Source organism: Sphingobacterium sp. SG20118 (genome assembly GCF_044740685.1).
GTDB lineage: Bacteria > Bacteroidota > Bacteroidia > Sphingobacteriales > Sphingobacteriaceae > Sphingobacterium.
The window spans coordinates 3,723,119-3,738,486 of sequence record NZ_CP172826.1; the positions used below are offsets into that span (position 1 = coordinate 3,723,119).

The following is a 15,368-nucleotide window of genomic DNA, read 5'->3' on the forward strand; positions in this document are numbered from 1 at the left end:
TGCATTTTGAATATGGAAATAACAGTTGAGTGCGATGATTTGTTTACTTGTAATTTCATTTTCCCAGTATCATGGTTGTCCCTTACATATAAAAACTGTACCTTCGTGATTCAATTATCATATTGTGCCTCAGGCATATCATATTATGTTTAGTTCTTGGTTGATCTAAACATCCTGTAATCCGAGACTAATTGCTGTTTTGTCGACACACTTTTTCACTGTCAGTATACACTGGCGGGCAGCATCTTTTTTGAGATCAATTTTTCTTAATTAGCTCGGTTCGTCTGTATGCCGGGGCTTTAAGAAAAAGAAGGAGATTATGTCAGAAAACAAACTACCGAGTAGTAACAGATTTGGATTAGTGATCCATAAACCCGTATTTATACCCACATTGATTATCGTGGTGGTCAGTGTTGTGCTTGCCTTATTATTCCACAAAGAATCGCAGTTAATCTTTCAACAGGTTCAAGATGTCGTATCCGAAAAAGGCGGTTGGATATACACCCTTTCCGTCAATGCATTTATTGTATTTTGTCTTTATTTGGCCTTTGGAAAATACGGCAGCGTGCGCATAGGAGGACCTGATGCCAAACCTGAGTTTAAAGTCTCCGCCTGGTTTGCCATGCTATTCAGTGCAGGGATTGGTAATGGCCTTGTACTTTTCAGTATTGCCGACCCCGTCAGAGATTTTGTAACACCTCCCCGGCTCCCCGCCGGCACCGACCCATCAGTCATCGCACAAGAAGCTATCAATTTTTCATTCTTACATCACGGTATTCACGGCTGGGCCATCTATTCCGTCATTGGACTCGCACTTGCTTATTTTACCTACAACCGTAAGATGCCTCTAACCATACGCTCAGCTTTCTACCCAATCCTTGGTGATCGCATCTATGGTTGGATAGGTGACACCATTGACGTTGTTGCAGTCGTTGCTACCTTATTCGGTCTTGCCACCACCCTAGGATTTGGTGTGGGACAGATAAATGCAGGCCTCACCCATGTTTTTGGTATACCATCCAGCATCTTTATCCAATACGGTGTCATACTCGGTATTACACTCATCGCCACCCTATCCGTAATATCTGGAGTAAATAAAGGAGTCAAATTTTTGAGTGAGCTCAATATAGGTATTGCCGTCATCCTATTTCTACTGGTATTGATTTTGGGTCCTACCGCTTTTATATTAAAAGGATATGTTCAAAACATTGGTAGCTATCTACACAATTTTGTAGATTTGGCAACTTGGTCAGGCAACTATGGCGATAGCGGTTGGCACAATAACGTCACCTTGATGTACTGGGGCTGGTGGGCTTCATGGTCGCCTTTTGTCGGGACATTTATCGCGCGAGTATCACGTGGACGTACCATTAAACAATTTATACTAGGCGTATTGTTACTACCTGCATTAGTTACCTTTCTTTGGTTCTCGGCATTTGGAGGCACCACCATGTTAGGTCTACTCGAAGGGGATTTTGCGTTGGTAGATGCCGTGAAAGACAATATATCGACGGCGCTATTCGTATTTTTTGAGAAATTCCCTTTTTCCATCATCTTCAAGATACTCGGCATGTTACTGATCTGTAGCTTTATCATTACCTCTGCCGACTCTGGTGCGTTAGTTGTCGATAGCATTACTTCTGGAGGGCAGCGCCGTACACCTGCTATGCAGCGGATCCTATGGGCTTCGTTATCAGGTATCATTGCTGCAGCACTACTAACCGGAGGAGGCTTAGACACTTTACAAGCAGCCGTTACGATCTCAGGCTTACCCTTTGCCATCTTATTAGTTATCATGTGCGTATCGTTATTCATCGGTATACGTGAGGATTTCAATATGGATCTGCGACGTACGAAAATGAAAGAAACCGAATCCTATAAGTCCTCTATTGCAAAAATATTGGATGAAGAAAGACAAGCCTTACAGCTGGGTCATGAGGATGTGGAATCAACAAATGCTAAGCCGACCGGGCCTATAGAGGTAAAAACAGACGAGAATAAATCTAGTCAATAAAAAATAAGACAACATGAACAAATCAATCATAGTAGCGCTAGATCTTACGGATCATGATCTCACGCTTATCAAGTTTGCACAACAGGTCCAATCTACTTATCAGATTGCTAAAGTACATTTTGTACACAACATCAAAATATCGGAGTTGGACGAAATCCTGAGCGATATGATGGAGGATAGACAGATAGGTCCCATGATCTCAAAAAATCTTGAAAACAAAATCAAGAGTATTTTCAAAGAGTCTGACAGTTACGATTTGACCTTACTGGAAGGAGACAATACCGAGTTTGGCATCAGCGAATGGGTAAAAAAGATGAACAAACCGACCACCGCATTGTTGGGTTGGAAAACAGTGGAAAACGGCACAGGTGCCATGGCGCAAAAGCTTATCCGCATATTTCAGGGCGATGTCCTATTGATACCACGAGATACATCGTTCAAAATGCAGTCCATCCTGATTCCAACAGATTTAAGCAGCAATTTTTCAAAAGTAAAGAACAAAGTAGAAGATTTGTTGCCTACAGGCAGCCCTTTCCAAGTATCAATAATCAAATCTTTTAATATACCGAGCGTATTCTTTCCATTTATCGACGATCAGGAAACCAAAGTAAAAGCCGAAAAACTGATCATGGTCCAATATGAAGCTTTAAAGAAAAAATTAAAGATATCCGATACTTGGAGTTTCAAAGCCGTATATCAAAATGGAAAAAGTATTTCGGACATCATCCTACGCGAAAACAAAAACTGTGGAGCAGATATGCTTGTCATGGCTGCCAAAGGAGCCAGTACGATCGCTACTATATTTCTTGGAAGCACGACCAATGAGATCATTAATAGAGATCCCTTCCAGTTGTTATATATTGTCAAATAGTAAAATTATAAAAAAACACCCCAGCAATGCTGGGGTGTTTTTTTATATCACATTAAGCTCTAAAAAGACCCATCATCAATTATGCCATCAACCAATCCGCCAACAACTCATTCTTTTGCTCCACATAAGGTTTCTCTTACTCCAAGATTCGATGGCCAAGTACGAGACTCTGCTATTTTAGTACCGGCTATTTTATATTCCTTTTTAAGTATGTGCTGATAAGCGAGCATCAACTTAGTCTGTACGTAATAGCGGTGCCCTTCCGTTGCACCTTCAAAAGGTAGGATTTCGATTGATTCTAATGCTTTATCTGCTTGGCTATATTCAGATATTATTAAACCATTGTTCGAGCCTGCTTCGCCCCTTCTTCGGAGTGGTTCTACCATTTCCCTACTCTACACCTACCTGCCTCCTACTGTATCTGTAGGGAAACGGTAGAGCAACTGTAGGTAAACAGTATACATTTTCCGAAGCCTTCCCGAATAAAGGGCGAATATGGGATAAGTATAGGGCAATGGCGGAGTTATAAAACAAAACAGATGGAGTAAAAAAGTAGACCCACCGTTACCATCTTTTTGAACGAAAAGCGAGTCGAAAAATCTATAAAATAATTTGCCTCTATGTCCATCAGAAGCTCTTACTAATAACAGCACAAATTAAAGCCGAAGGGTAAAGCTCCGGATACTACCGTGCCCTGCAGTACATAGTTTTGCTTGCATTCAACTTGGCCAGATACTGTTCCGATGTAAGCAGCAATTAAAATCGCTAATCTTGCCGCAACAAACAAAACGCACAATACGATTATTCCTAATAAGCACACCTATTCCTCACATCAAGTTTAAGCTACTTTTTAAGAAGGCTGAGCAATCATCATGCTCAATGTGGGTAAATACTTGATGTGAAAAAACAAGCGCCCGTAAGAGATTGTGTAAGGTAACCCCAGTGGCATCCAATACTGAATTATTTACCATCCTATAAAGCAGCAACCCGAATGTACTAATCTCTGTACCTCTCCAGTAGCTTTTTAGTACACTCCTCGTGAATTAACAATACATTGTTAATAAAGGATTCGTACTTGCTTCTAACCTGCTTCGGACCTCGCCCATCCTTTGCACACCGCTGGCACATCTCCTGACCAACGGCTACCCAGTAAAAGGTAATTGGAAGGTAATTAAACGGTAAATTGGAGCTAGTATAAGTTCCGAAGCTGGTACGAATACAGTACGAAGCTGACCCGAATGTGGCAACAACTTATTCACTAACTCCAGAAGAAAAGCAGAATATCTTTCTTCCTCTGCTATTTGTTCAAACTCTGCTCGAGTATTCTTCGACACTTGTTCGACTGCTGTTCGACACTTGTTCGAGACCGCTTCGACACTTGTTCGGGTGTTGTTCGACTCCGCTTCGACTGGGCTTCGGGAAATTGCCGAACAGCAGTCGAAGAACTACCAAAGGAATGACGTCCCAATCTCGATTGAGGCACAAAGCTGTCCCTAATGTTCTTCGGACTATCATCAATGACTTATTCTTCTGAAGTAATTCCTTTTTTATGTCCCTAAATTTTTATTCAAAAGGTAACTAGGCTCTATTTTTATTGAGTATGTCGTAAGAGAGCTTTGTGTAAAATTACGTGGTCAAGAATATCTCGTCATCACCAACTTTATACCAAATTTGGTGATAGGTTAAGATGTAAAATGCTTTTATGAAAAGGTGTTTATTATAGATAGCATTGCAGATACTTGTCTCTAAGAGAGGAGCTATTATGTAAGAAAAACGATTACTGCAATTAGAATTAGCTTTAGGTATTAAGGTCCATATAGGTTTCTATTTTCACAAACTAATTACTTATCCCAGATAAAAAGCAACCTTATTAACATATAATGGTGACCTCACGCAAACTGTGTCTAGCAAAAGCAATAAGGTGTTCCTACTAAAGCGTCCATACCTTAAGATAAAGGGGCAATTATTGCAACAACTAAGCATGCGAACTATTATGAATCGAAGTTTTTACCATTCCATGAATCCGTAAGTATGAGAAATGTTCCACCCACATTTTCAATCATTTCTTTAGCATTCGATTCTTGACCACACATTATCAAAAAACACAAACTACTCATATTCTGTATTATAAAAAATCACATTTACGTTATTACATTCGTTTTTTTAGGGCGTGATTTGTTTTTGATTAAGAATGTATTTACCTTCCCTTCTGGTCGGATTACGGTCTTGTTAATCAACTATATCAATCTCATATCATTCAATGTTCACAAAATATTGGAAGTAAACATCCACAATGCAATTGTTTAATTTATATCAACTATTATATTAAATACCTAATTTATAAAAGAATGCACTGTTTAAGCACATATCATCATACCTATTTATTAAAGCATTTTATAGGGCTTTTCTTTTTGGCACTATCTATAATCAGTTGCCGCAATACGAGCACACAACAAGTTACACTTGAAATTGATAAAGCTAAGCAACAAGCTATTGTAAACAAATACCTCATAGACAGTGCACAGCAATATAGCTACTATTCAAAGGAATGGCAAAAATATATAGATATGGGTTTAAAAGAAGACTCTACCATAGCTTATCTATGGCAACAAAAAGCAATGCCTCTATTTAAACAAGGGAAATATGAATTGGGTATGAAATACCTTGATAAAGCTGTTCTTTACGACAAAGACAATTACCTCAACTATAGGGGATTTATCAAGTGCATCTTTGCTAAAACCTATCGAGAAGCAATAGTCGACTTTGAAGAAGCCATTAGCCGTCATGGGGACAGTCATGTAATGGATCACTCCTATCGGTTTTACATTGCATTGAGTCTATTGCAGCTAAATGAATTTGAAAAGGCAGAGGCTATTTTAAAAGAAGTGGTAGATAAAATGTTGCAAGAACGTGGTGAAGAATGGGTGCATCACCTAGAGTTGTTCTATTATGGCATCTCGCAATATGAACAAGGGAAATATGAAGCGGCAGTGATCACCTTTGATCGTGCGCTAAAAAGATACGAACAGTTTTCTGATGTAAAATACTATAAAGCGATTTCGATGGCGCATCTTGGTAAACTCGAAGATGCCACTGCTTTACTTGAAGAAGCGAGGGTAAACAGAGAAAAAGGATATACGATCAATGAAGATAATGTCATTTATGAACGTTATCCTTATCAAATCAGATTTGATAAGGATAGCCTATTTCAGTAACAAAAATACCGTATCTTAAAAAGTTTGTCTTCCTAATGGCATAAAGCATGTTGACACCTTACTTTTCAATGGAAAATGGCAACAGCAATAATAACAGCAAATATCTTAACATCATAAATGACTTATAATTACAATTCATATTAAAAATATCCTGTCAGATCACCAACTACAGTCAATTGGGTACCAACACTAAATTTTAAATCTCATGGATATCAAAAACTGCCTTGGTCTGAGTTCGAAATAACTTTGCACAAGTTCATAATCTGAAGAAAACTGCTGCAGGTAATTTTTATTATTCAAGAGATTGGTTCCCGTCAGCTCTAAATCTGTACGCCAATGCGTTAGCCTGAACCGATAAGTCGCATCCATAAAATATTGACTCTTTTGTGCCTTGACATTATTCCCATACAAAGAATTGGACATCGTAATCAAATGTCGATCATGGGGAGCAAATACCAGGTTGAAAAAATGATTGTTATACAACAGCTCATTGCTCAGTCCACCTGCCAATTGATTATGGGTGCGCCCCATAGAAACTCTATAATCTCCAGAAATCATAGATGAGGACGAATTGATCAACTCAAACGTGAATGACTGACTGTTAACATGTTGTTTGACCAAAGCCTCATTGAGCAAATAGTCTGAAACACGCCAATTTAGGCTTCCGTTCAACTTGGCTATGGTTTTGACACCTATAAAAAACTTAGAAAGTCCTCCTCTTATCCCTTGATGGAGGCTCTGCGCATCTTGATTATTAATACTGGTCGTACTCCGCCCCAAGCTATCCAATACTGTACTAAACATATAATCGCGCCAGCTCTTTGTGTAATGATAACCCAGATTGGCAAAATTCGCCTTCAAAGTGTTTTTATACTCATAATGTATTCCTGTACTGAGGTCTTCATTCTTGAGCAAGCGCACATCATACTTTTGGATACTACGATACTGACTGATGATATAACCATTATAGAAATTGTCGAGTCCACCAAAGTTCCTACCTCCACTCAGGTTTGTACCGATACTATTTTTACCGTTAAGCACATAGGACACCGAAGCAGATGGATTCCAACTGCTCCGGAATTCATTTTTCATACGCTGTATGCCTTGCTGTTTCACATTATAGTAATATTGACTAAATGGCAGATTGAAACTGTATCTAAACTTACGTACTTCTTTTCCAATTTGGAGCGCCAAGCGCAGCTGTAACTGTTCGTTGTTCATATCATTGAAATAGCCGGTATCCAAAACTCGAATATCATCTTGATCCTGTACCTCGATATGACTGTTCAGCTTACTGTTGTTATAATTCAGGTTAACGCTGGGAGAAAAGGTCCATCTTTTGATCTTGCGTGATAGACTCAATCCGTTTTCAAAATTGAAACTCTTAAATCGGACAATTTGCCCCATCCGATCATATGGCTTCCCGACATTGATCAACGATTCAAATTGACCTGGATTGACTGAAAGACGTTGGGGTGTATTGTGCCACTCTATCTTGGAAGTGACATTGACCAATTGTTTACCTATAAAACGGCCAAGTGAAAAAGAATTAAGAAAGGCCTCATCGGAAAAGTTCTTATCCTGATGAATAGGCGTATTTTCATTAAAAAGGATATTCCCGACACTGTTGTTCCAACGTTTACGATAATTGGTACTATTGTTGAAATAAACATTGGATTCATTCTTTTCGACAAATACCCCAATATTCAGTTCGTCGACACCATAACTATTATCAACCACTTCTTGGTTGCTAATCACTTCATCGCTTGTAAAATACTGTGTCATGGTCGTCCCCTGACGCTTTCGATTATCATGAAAATAAGAAAAATTACCTTTAACTTCAAGACCGTTCTTCAACTTTTGAATCATATTACTACTCACTAAAAAGATCTGATTATCCAGCCATTTTTTCTGATCGAAACCAGGAGTGGCTACCTCTCGAATGGAGAGATAGCTCGGGCCATCAGAAAATCTTGATCGGGCTGCAAAATAACCAGTACCTGAATAGAATGGTTTTAACTGCTGTGACACATCATCCCCAACATTGTTCGTCTGAAAAGAATTGAGAGTTTGAAAGGTCTTTGCAAAGGACATCGGCGTTATATTGGCATCCCAAAGTGCGGGAGTTGCTCCCAAACCAATTTTTCCTGTACCTGTTGTAGTAAATTTCTTGAGCTGAAGATTAAGTGTGGCGCGATTGGAAAAAACCAACTTATCCAACATTTTAATCGGCTGATGATTTTCAAGTATCTGTACTTTCAAAACCGCTTCTGCTGGAAGATTTTGATTGATAAGACCGTAACGACCTCCCATCATATCCAGTCCATTGACACGATATTGTTGGATAGGTTCGCCTTGATACAAAATCTGACCTCCACGCATCTCGATGCCCGGAAGCTTTTTGATGATATCGGCAATAACACGATCTTGCTTACCTGTAAAGGAGGCAACATCATAATTGATCGTATCTTTTCGATTGTAAACGGGTACATCAGCCACCTTCACTTCTTGGATTTTTCTCACCTCCCCTTTTAAAATATAAGCATAGTTAGCGCTAGCATTGACAACATGTACACTTCGTTTGGCATAGCTAAGATGATTGAAATCCAATTGTACCGAGTCTACATCGGTGACTTTGACCGTCAGTTTGAAGGTGCCACCTCCATCACTTTTTGAAAAACCTAACAGCGCTGCCGAACCGATCTTTTTGTAGGATACCGTAACATTAGCGATCGGTTTTTGATCTTCAGTGAGTAATTTCCCTGTAATAAGAATCTGGGCAAACGAATGGACAACAATCAGTATAAAAATGACTGTGAAAAAGAGTTTAACTTTCATAGGAATCTTTTGCACATCAAATTAATACCGCTCGATATGGTTATTATCTGTTTTCATTTCTGCTCGAATATTTACTTTACTTTCTTCAGATAACTTAGTTCCAGTTAATAGCGCATATTCGGTCATCGTGTTTCTTAATTTTTCCCTTTCCTTAAAAAAATTATCTTTTGTTGTCTTTTGGAGAACAAGGTCTGGGCGTAGTTGATCGAAAGTGACTGATACCCCATTTACTTTACTGATGGAGACCATATCGAATGTAAAATACTTATCTCGATCTGAAATTGATAACACTAAGCCAGGAAGTCCACAAAACTTGTATGGTCCATCTGAAATTGGAATATCCATGGTGAACCACGCGATCCATGTTCTTCCTCCCCAATCCGTCGTCGCTTTTTGACAAACAAAATCATGAATATGGGCAGTATCCGGATGTATTTCCCACTGTAGATCTTCTTTCTTTTCCTCGTAGTAGGACAGCTCATTATTTCCACTAAATCCCATCCCGTTTACGGGCTCATAGGTAGAAATAATATCTGCACGTTTGACAATCAAAAAGTTATTGGGCTCAATACGACCATAACTGTAGACAGACCAAATACTACCCCCCTTCTGCGCCAATGCTGAATCAGCTCTAAATTTTGATAGGGTCTGAAAATGGCTTTCGTCATCACCGATCATCAATTGTGTAAAAACACTTTTTCGGGAAGCACTGGAGATACTATCATTCTGATAGGTAAACCTATACATAATCTTCGTGTCGAATTTCACAGGTTTTATCTGAGCCTGAACATTGAAATGGAATAGTGAAAGAAATAAAAGGTAAAAAAGGTTTTTCATCTGCTGGTACTTTATAATGGGTTAAGTTTAATCCTTGACTCGTTCTTCTTATAAATTCTTTAATTTAAGTTACGTCTAATAGAGGTCTGAATCTCTACACTAAATTCTATTAACAGAAACGACCTATCCTAATGCCTGAGTTTTTATCGAACACAATCAATTACAAAGGCTCAGGTATTATAAATGGTCATTGTATTTTTACTTTTAAATAAAGCAAGGCCATCCATAAATGAAACATTTCACTGAATTACAGACGATTGACTTTACTTCTTTGTGGTTGTAATTATTTAAGTTTATACTCTAAGATAAACAACTACCCTGATATATTAAAAAAATAAACGAAAACAATCGATTGCTTAATTTTTAACAACATTTAAAACCCTATTTTGAATAAAATAGTATAGGTCTAGAAACTATAATAAATCAGAAATATATCCTTATAATTGTTCGTATTAATTTATTTCTTATTAAAGTTAACAAATCTCTATTTTTTATATGAAAAAGTACGTACTCTTATTAATATCAAGTATCATGATCAATTGGGCGAATGCTCAAGTGTCAAATTCCAAAGCTTTTATGGAAGCTTTTAAACCCCATCTGGGTAATTACTATGAGGGGACTATTGTCAAAGGAGGTAAACAAGGTGATGGGTTCACTGGTGAACGATTATTGATGCAGGTTATGAGCTATGATGATAGAGAGGTGAAAGTTCCGTTCTTTGTTGGTGAAGATAAATCACGTACCTGGATATTTTCTTGGAGCAATAATCGTGTAGAGTTAAAGCATGATCATAGATTGTCGGACGGTTTCTCCTGATCAGGTAACTTTTTATGGAGGTACAGCCACCAACGAAGGTCAACCACATATGCAAATGTTTCCAGCAGATGCGGAAACAGAAGAGCTTATTGATTATGCAGCATATAATGTCTGGTGGGTAACCATCGACGATACCAAGTTTACTTACAACCTAAGCAAAATAGGATCTGACCGCGTGTTTTCAGTTGAATTTGATCTAAAAAATCCTGTTACATCAGATTTTAAACCTTGGGGTATTCTCTAATTTATATTTTTACAAATGGAATCCTTATTCCAATTTGATTAGACAGCTATGGTATAAATCAGTGTTATATAACTAAATCGCATTCATTATGCAGTGATTATAAATGAGCTGAATTATATTCCCATATATGTAAAGCGATACCTCACGGTATGTCCTCCACTAAGCACATGAATCAAACTTGGTCATCGGTATAAACTGACGGATGGGGATTTTAAAACAAAAATAGTTGAATGAATAAAAGGAGTAGATAAAAAATAATCGAGCCATAACAAGTATGGCTCGATTAATCATCACAATAAGTAACTAGAAATTATTTAATCAGGATTTCTCAAGTTTAAATCTTACACTGTATTTTCTAGTTATTAAAAGTAAATATGTAAAAAATTAAGCTTTTACACCTAAGTTAATACCGATACCTTGACCAAGGCTAAGACCTAAACCAATGTTAATAGAACCTAATTGCAAGCCTAATTGTAAGCCCAATTGTCCATCTAATTGTAAGCCTAAAAGTAAACCAAGACCACCAATTAATCCACCTTCAACATTAGTCATTTCGTTCATGTTCAATTCTTGAACACCGATTGTGTTTAACTCTAAATTATTCATTTTTTTGTCTATAAAAAATTATTCCTACTCTATTATTTAAGCCTTTTCGGAGAACTGCCTTGTTGTATTAATGCACTAAATTAGTGTTGTTCAATGCTTAAAAAAAGCATTGAAAGTATTATTTGAAAAATAAAAGGAGCCTGCAGAAACGCTTCTAATCTGATTATTATCAAGCTGTTGAATATCAACTCTAATCTGGATTGAATAATCTTTTTCATAATAATAGGTATTCCTTTTTCGATCGTATTCTAAAGGGGCGCCAATCTCTTTCATATACTCAATAATACGAGCAAGTCTAGATACAGAGAGTCCAAGTCGATTTGCAAATTCAGCCTGTGTCCCAGTTCTACCTTGACGAATCAAACTATCCATTAAGTTAATGCGATCGATATATTTGAATAGTTGCATAATCTTTTGTTTTAATGTCGTTAATATGAAAACTTGATGTCTCCAGACACATGAAAGTGTAGCATCAAGAGGCTAAATAATGTATTGTATCGGGCTCGAATCATTTCGGCTTCCGATTTTATCAGGTTATTTTTACTGTTATTGATATCATAGATGGAAACTTTACCTGCCATAAAACTACGTCTAGAATACACCAACGATTCCTTTGTCGCAGAAAATGCCTCTGTCGAAATTTCATATTGCTGTTTACTTTCCTTCCAATCGAGCTGAAGCTTTTCTAAAATTTGTATCTGTTGTATTTTTTCATTTTCGCTCAATAATCCGATTTCCTGCTTACGTAAATTGACTTGCTGTAACTGTCTTTTAGTCCTGCCTTTGTTAAATACGGGAATCGTTACCGCTATAGCTATCTGCTGTGCAAAATTATCTTTGGACTGGCCAAAGAATGGCCGTTCATTCGCAGTTTTGAATGCGTTAAAATAGGTAGTGCCTAAACTTGCGGATCCTTTGACCATCGGATAGTCTGCTGCTTTAAATAGTTTAGATTCGATATCTAGTCCAAGTAATTGATTTTCATACTTGCTAAGTATGGGATTATGTCTTATTGCTTCTTGGATGAGATCTGACTTTGTTCCTCTTATACCTGTTTTAAAAATCTCGGATTCTAAAAGAGGATCATACACCCTTAATGCACTATAATCCGCATAGTTCATATGCTGGGCCAAGGTTAATTTGGCTTGCTGAGTTTCTTTATGATATTGTTGATATTGTTGTTTTTCTCTTGCCAAATTCGCTTTTGCCTCAAACACTACAGCTGGAGCAGTTGCCCCTATCGCAGTACTCTTTTCAGCTTTATCCAATAATTGCACTGAAAAGTTGATCGCTGAATCTTGTGCATCAACCAAAGCTTGTGTCAGCAGAACTTGTAGATAACCCTGTACTATCTTAAGTGTCAAATCCCTTTTTAGAACTTCTTTTTCAAGCTGTTCTTGTTCTGCCTCTACGGTCGCTTTTTTTGCTTGATTGCGCAGATAATTAAATTGATACAGGGTCATCTCGGCATTAATCCCCATATTACTATTAAAATTATCATTGCGACGGATGGTACCAAACACATCCTGAGAATGGCCAAATGTACTGTACCCATTGAAATAACTTCCAACTGCAGGAAGTCGCTCTCTATGGGCCATTTCTTGATCTAAATTTTTAATAGCCACTAAAACATCTTGACGTTTTAGTGGAAGATTATGTTCGATTGCATAAGACACACAATCTTCCAAGGACCATTGCTTTTGTGCAACTGCCATTCTTACTCCCAAAGTGAGTAACAACGCGATGATTAGTATTTTTTTCATCAATCTAGAATAACGGATTGCTTTTTCCACATATCTCTATAAGCTGACGCTGTCAATAACAGTTGTTCATGACTACCTTGTTCGACAATCTGACCATCTTGCATAACCATGATGGTATCTGCCCCTGCTATGGTACTCAATCGGTGAGCAATAACGAGCATGGTTTTACCGGCTGCTCTAAATCGGTCAAAAGCACGTTGAATAACCAACTCGGTCCCGGTATCTAACGCTGATGTTGCTTCATCAAGAATCAAGATATCCGGATCGCGATAAAGTGCCCTAGCAATGGCAATACGCTGTCTTTGTCCTCCGGATAACATAGAGCCATTTTCTCCTAAATAGGTTTCGAAACCTGAGGGTAGTTTTTCAATGAACGACATCATATCCAATTCTTTAACGACAGTCATCAAACGTTGGAAATTTGGAACTTCTTCCCCTACAGCAATATTTTCGATAACATTACCAGAGAAAAGATCAATCTGCTGCGGAACGATTGCGATGCGCTCTCGAAGAGATTGCTTAGAAATATAATTAAGATCATATTGTCCAATATGAATCTTCCCCGATTGGACAGGATACAATTGCTGGATCAGTGCTCCTAAAGTAGTTTTGCCACTTCCACTCTCACCTATGATAGCAGTCATTTTGCCTTTTTCTATTCGACAACTGAAGTCTTTGAACACTTCGACTCGAGATCCATAGGAGAACCGTATATTTTCAAATACAATATCACCTACTTCATTGCTCACCAAATCCAGTTTGCCTTCATTTTCTTCTCGCTCAAGATCCATGATTTCAAACAAGCGGTCGGCAGCAATCAATGCATTTTGCAATGTTTTATTCATTCCGATCAATTGACTAACGGGTCCTGTTAAGTATCCGATCAAAGCATAAAATGATAACAACTCGCCCGGTGTAATCGTACGATCAATCACATAATAGGATCCAGCCCAGAGTAAAATAATTGTAAACAGGCGGGAGAGAAATTCACTCGATGTCCCAGAGAAAAGTCCATTCAATACGGACGAGTAAATGGTCTTCAAGAGATAGGTGAATTTGTGATCAGTACCGCTATTGAAATAGGTCTCCATACCAAACTGTTTGATGGTCTTGACTGAAGTGAGTGATTCGACTAGATGCGATTCCAGTTCAGCTCCTTCTTCCATAAGCCGACGTTCCACTTTTTTATTCAACTTATTGGTTAACCAATAGACAAAGAAATAAAAAGGAATGACCAATAAAATAATCAATGCCAGTTTCCAGAAATAAGAGAACATTAAAGCAAATGAGAACACAACAATTAAAACATTAACGACGGCCTGAATGGCAACATCATTGATAAATGCCCGAATTTTGACTGCATCATTTACTCTCGATATAATCTCTCCGACTTTCATCGTGTCAAAAAAACGCTGTGGAAGACTTAGTAAATGTTTGTAATAGCCCAAGATCAGGTAGCGATCAATCCGTTGTCCAGTTTGTAACACCATGACGCTTTTGAGCGTACCGATGATTACTTGAAAGAACAAAATAACCAACATGGCGACCGAGAGTAAATTGAGTAAACGAACATTGCCATCTACAAGTACAAAATCGGTAATCTTTTGGATATAAAGTGAAGAGGACAAACCGAGTAAGGTATAAACAACTGCACCGACTAATGCTTGTAAAACAATCGATTTATGTGGTTTTATCAGATTCCAAAAACGATTGTAAACATTAGTTTTCTCATTCCGCTGCTTAAAATATTCATTGGGTTCTAATAAGATCAACACGCCAGTCCAGATTTTCTGAAATTCTTCTATACTGTATTGTTGGACTTTCCCCAGACCGGGATCCATTACCGTGACCTGACCCTTATGGACTTGATAAATGACAATATAGTGCTGCAATTGACCATTTAAAACGACGTGTGCAATCGCTGGTAAAGGGATTTGTGGTATGGCATCTATAGCTCCTTTCACTCCTTTAGCTGTAAACCCTAATTCCTGTAATCCTTGGATCATGCCAAGTACGTTGGTACCTCGGGTATCGGTGTGGCAATGCTGTCGTATTTTTGCTATTGGAATATCTGACCCATAATAACTTGCAACAGAGGCTAAACAGGCTGCCCCGCAATCACGGATATCATGTTGCTTAATACGGACTGGAGATTTTTTCATCA

The 15,368-nt window shown here is 38.0% G+C and carries 12 protein-coding genes; 5 read left to right on the plus strand and 7 right to left on the minus strand.

Annotated features, from left to right (window positions below; all coding sequences use genetic code 11):
• Positions 1 to 319: 319 nt before the first annotated feature.
• Together ACFX5U_RS17130 and ACFX5U_RS17135 are read left to right on the plus strand one after the other, a co-directional pair.
• The gene (locus ACFX5U_RS17130) at positions 320 to 2,014 is read left to right on the plus strand and encodes a BCCT family transporter (RefSeq protein WP_081918421.1); all 1,695 of its coding nucleotides are present in this window, start codon (positions 320 to 322) and stop codon (positions 2,012 to 2,014) included.
• A gap of 13 nt (positions 2,015 to 2,027) precedes the next feature.
• Positions 2,028 to 2,885: a universal stress protein gene (locus ACFX5U_RS17135; RefSeq protein WP_280565739.1), complete on the plus strand. Its 858-nt coding sequence runs from the start codon at positions 2,028 to 2,030 to the stop codon at positions 2,883 to 2,885.
• Between the two features lie 107 nt (positions 2,886 to 2,992).
• Here the strand turns inward: ACFX5U_RS17135 and ACFX5U_RS17140 are convergent, their stop codons facing one another.
• A complete protein-coding gene (locus ACFX5U_RS17140; protein ID WP_400261556.1) occupies positions 2,993 to 3,271 on the minus strand; it encodes a hypothetical protein in 279 nt (92 codons plus the stop codon).
• 2,025 nt (positions 3,272 to 5,296) lie between these two features.
• Between ACFX5U_RS17140 and ACFX5U_RS17145 the strand changes: the two genes are divergently transcribed.
• The gene (locus tag ACFX5U_RS17145; RefSeq protein ID WP_400261557.1) at positions 5,297 to 6,100 is read left to right on the plus strand and encodes a tetratricopeptide repeat protein; all 804 of its coding nucleotides are present in this window, start codon (positions 5,297 to 5,299) and stop codon (positions 6,098 to 6,100) included.
• A 189-nt stretch (positions 6,101 to 6,289) separates the two neighbouring features.
• Here ACFX5U_RS17145 and ACFX5U_RS17150 read toward each other — a convergent pair whose 3' ends face one another.
• The gene (locus ACFX5U_RS17150) at positions 6,290 to 8,938 is read right to left on the minus strand and encodes a hypothetical protein (protein ID WP_400261558.1); all 2,649 of its coding nucleotides are present in this window, start codon (positions 8,936 to 8,938) and stop codon (positions 6,290 to 6,292) included.
• A 21-nt stretch (positions 8,939 to 8,959) separates the two neighbouring features.
• On the minus strand, positions 8,960 to 9,775 hold the full coding sequence (locus ACFX5U_RS17155; RefSeq protein WP_400261559.1) for a GLPGLI family protein: 816 nt from the start codon (positions 9,773 to 9,775) through the stop codon (positions 8,960 to 8,962).
• A 495-nt stretch (positions 9,776 to 10,270) separates the two neighbouring features.
• Between ACFX5U_RS17155 and ACFX5U_RS17160 the strand changes: the two genes are divergently transcribed.
• Positions 10,271 to 10,591: a hypothetical protein gene (locus ACFX5U_RS17160; RefSeq protein WP_400261560.1), complete on the plus strand. Its 321-nt coding sequence runs from the start codon at positions 10,271 to 10,273 to the stop codon at positions 10,589 to 10,591.
• Complete coding sequence (locus ACFX5U_RS17165; RefSeq protein WP_400261561.1) at positions 10,560 to 10,835, plus strand: hypothetical protein; 276 nt, start codon at positions 10,560 to 10,562, stop codon at positions 10,833 to 10,835. Before ACFX5U_RS17160 ends, ACFX5U_RS17165 begins: the two co-directional genes overlap by 32 nt.
• A gap of 384 nt (positions 10,836 to 11,219) precedes the next feature.
• Here the strand turns inward: ACFX5U_RS17165 and ACFX5U_RS17170 are convergent, their stop codons facing one another.
• The 4 genes from ACFX5U_RS17170 to ACFX5U_RS17185 form a co-directional block, all read right to left on the minus strand.
• Positions 11,220 to 11,441 (minus strand): hypothetical protein, encoded by a 222-nt coding sequence (locus ACFX5U_RS17170; RefSeq protein WP_038700469.1) that lies wholly within the window; start codon positions 11,439 to 11,441, stop codon positions 11,220 to 11,222.
• Between the two features lie 90 nt (positions 11,442 to 11,531).
• Positions 11,532 to 11,849, minus strand: coding sequence for a hypothetical protein (locus tag ACFX5U_RS17175; protein ID WP_400261562.1), 318 nt, complete (start codon positions 11,847 to 11,849; stop codon positions 11,532 to 11,534).
• A gap of 20 nt (positions 11,850 to 11,869) precedes the next feature.
• Positions 11,870 to 13,204, minus strand: coding sequence for a TolC family protein (locus ACFX5U_RS17180; RefSeq protein ID WP_400261563.1), 1,335 nt, complete (start codon positions 13,202 to 13,204; stop codon positions 11,870 to 11,872).
• Positions 13,204 to 15,366 (minus strand): peptidase domain-containing ABC transporter, encoded by a 2,163-nt coding sequence (locus tag ACFX5U_RS17185; RefSeq protein ID WP_400261564.1) that lies wholly within the window; start codon positions 15,364 to 15,366, stop codon positions 13,204 to 13,206. Before ACFX5U_RS17185 ends, ACFX5U_RS17180 begins: the two co-directional genes overlap by 1 nt.
• Positions 15,367 to 15,368: the final 2 nt, after the last annotated feature.

What these genes read in the sequence shown, in the direction of transcription:
- ACFX5U_RS17130 (WP_081918421.1), top strand. Translation starts at nt 320, where the DNA reads ATGTCAGAAAACAAACTACCGAGTAGTAACAGATTTGGATTAGTGATC.
- ACFX5U_RS17135 (WP_280565739.1), top strand. Translation starts at nt 2,028, where the DNA reads ATGAACAAATCAATCATAGTAGCGCTAGATCTTACGGATCATGATCTC.
- ACFX5U_RS17140 (WP_400261556.1), bottom strand. Translation starts at nt 3,271, where the DNA reads ATGGTAGAACCACTCCGAAGAAGGGGCGAAGCAGGCTCGAACAATGGT.
- ACFX5U_RS17150 (WP_400261558.1), bottom strand. Translation starts at nt 8,938, where the DNA reads ATGAAAGTTAAACTCTTTTTCACAGTCATTTTTATACTGATTGTTGTC.
- ACFX5U_RS17155 (WP_400261559.1), bottom strand. Translation starts at nt 9,775, where the DNA reads ATGAAAAACCTTTTTTACCTTTTATTTCTTTCACTATTCCATTTCAAT.
- ACFX5U_RS17160 (WP_400261560.1), top strand. Translation starts at nt 10,271, where the DNA reads ATGAAAAAGTACGTACTCTTATTAATATCAAGTATCATGATCAATTGG.
- ACFX5U_RS17165 (WP_400261561.1), top strand. Translation starts at nt 10,560, where the DNA reads ATGATCATAGATTGTCGGACGGTTTCTCCTGATCAGGTAACTTTTTAT.
- ACFX5U_RS17170 (WP_038700469.1), bottom strand. Translation starts at nt 11,441, where the DNA reads ATGAATAATTTAGAGTTAAACACAATCGGTGTTCAAGAATTGAACATG.
- ACFX5U_RS17175 (WP_400261562.1), bottom strand. Translation starts at nt 11,849, where the DNA reads ATGCAACTATTCAAATATATCGATCGCATTAACTTAATGGATAGTTTG.
- ACFX5U_RS17180 (WP_400261563.1), bottom strand. Translation starts at nt 13,204, where the DNA reads ATGAAAAAAATACTAATCATCGCGTTGTTACTCACTTTGGGAGTAAGA.
- ACFX5U_RS17185 (WP_400261564.1), bottom strand. Translation starts at nt 15,366, where the DNA reads ATGAAAAAATCTCCAGTCCGTATTAAGCAACATGATATCCGTGATTGC.